This is a genomic window from Dietzia sp. DQ11-38-2, from assembly GCF_014145055.1.
Classification (GTDB): Bacteria; Actinomycetota; Actinomycetes; order Mycobacteriales; family Mycobacteriaceae; genus Dietzia.
Genome location: NZ_JAALDW010000211.1, coordinates 1 through 1,525 on the forward strand (window position 1 = coordinate 1; position 1,525 = coordinate 1,525).

At 70.4% G+C, this 1,525-nt stretch carries 1 protein-coding gene and 1 pseudogene; both read right to left on the reverse strand.

Annotated elements, in window-relative coordinates:
• Nucleotides 1–338, reverse strand: a pseudogene (locus G6026_RS16890) (hypothetical protein); the annotation flags it as partial.
• 16 nt (nt 339–354) lie between these two features.
• Nucleotides 355–1,389: a decaprenyl-phosphate phosphoribosyltransferase gene (locus tag G6026_RS07730; protein ID WP_182612830.1), complete on the reverse strand. Its 1,035-nt coding sequence runs from the start codon at nt 1,387–1,389 to the stop codon at nt 355–357.
• Between the last annotated feature and the right edge of the window lie 136 nt (nt 1,390–1,525).

The window sequence follows — 1,525 nt, forward strand, 5'->3', positions numbered from 1 at the left end:
AGCCGGTAGCCGACCACCTCGTGGGTGAGATAGACGAGATAGGTCCACAGGGTGGAGGTGTTGGACTCGACCCGCTCCCCCGCGTTGAAGACGGGGCCGTTGCCGGCGATGATGTTGCGGACCGTGCGCAGGACGATCAGGCCGTCGTCGGCGATCCACCGGCGCTGCCAGGCACCCGCGAGGAACACCGCCACCACCACCGCGAGGCCGCCCCAGAAGACCGCCGGCTCGGCCGGGACACCCCGGGTCCGCACAGCCTCGGCCGCGGACCGACGCGCCGTCGGACGCCCTGTCGTCGGACGCCCTGTCGCCGGCCCTCCAGGTGTCATCTCCGACATCGCCCGCCCACCCCTGTCAGGCGAGGGACGGTACGAGGTAGACGCCGATCACCACGGTGAGGACCCAGATCGCGGCGAGGACCTGCAGCACGCGGTCGCCGAGGGCGATGTCCTCGGGCTCGCCGGCCTGGGCGGCGTCGACGTCCACGGCGTAGCGCAGCACCGCGATGGTGAACGGCACGATCGAGATCTGCAACCACACGGCCGAGCCGGACGGCTGCGTGGGGTCGGAACCCCGGTCGTAGGCCCAGAGGGCGTAACAGAGCACGAGCACCGTCGCCGACAGTGTCCAGACGAACCGCAGGTAGGTCGGCGTGTAGCTCTCCAGCGCCTTACGGATCTTGGCGCCGGTCTTGAGGTGCAGGTTCAGTTCGGCATACCGCTTCCCGGCCGCCATGAACAGGGAGCCGAACGCCATGACCAGCAGGAACCACTGGGAGATCTCGACCTCGGCGGCCGCACCGCCCGCCACCGCGCGGAGCAGGAAGCCGGAGGAGACGAACGCGATGTCGAGCACCGGCTGGTGCTTGAGCCCGAAGCAGTACATGAGCTGCAGGACGATGTACACGGCCACGACGATCGCCAGCGCCGGGTGCGCGAACAGCACCGAGATGACGAGCGACGCCACGATGAGCGCCACCGCCATCCCGTATGCCAGCCCGACCGGGAGCACACCGGCGGCGATGGGACGGAAACGCTTGGTGGGGTGGGCGCGGTCCGCCTCGACGTCCATCGCGTCGTTGATCAGGTAGACGCTGGAGGCCGCCATGCAGAACGCCACGAAGGCGACGAAGACCGAGAACAGGACGGAGGTGTCCGTGAGCGTCTGCGTGCCGGCCGCCGCGGGCGCCGCGACCACGAGGACGTTCTTGACCCACTGCCGCGGCCTGAGCGCCTTGACCATACCGTCCAGCAGGTTCTTGGGCGGCGAGCCCTTGGCCTCCTCCTCGGCCTCGGCGAGATCGATCTCGTTGGCGGTGTGCGGCTCCGCCCCGAGGAGATGGTGATCGCCCCCGCCCCGGGTGGCCGGGACTCCGGTCTGATCGGTCATCGATTCTCCTCGGGGGTCGGGATGGGGCTCGGTCCGGGCACGCCGTCACGAAGCGCGGCCGGCAACAGCTTCTGGACGCGGCCCGTGGGCCAGACCGCGCGCGTGAGCGCGGCGCAGCCCGCACCGACCGCGGCGC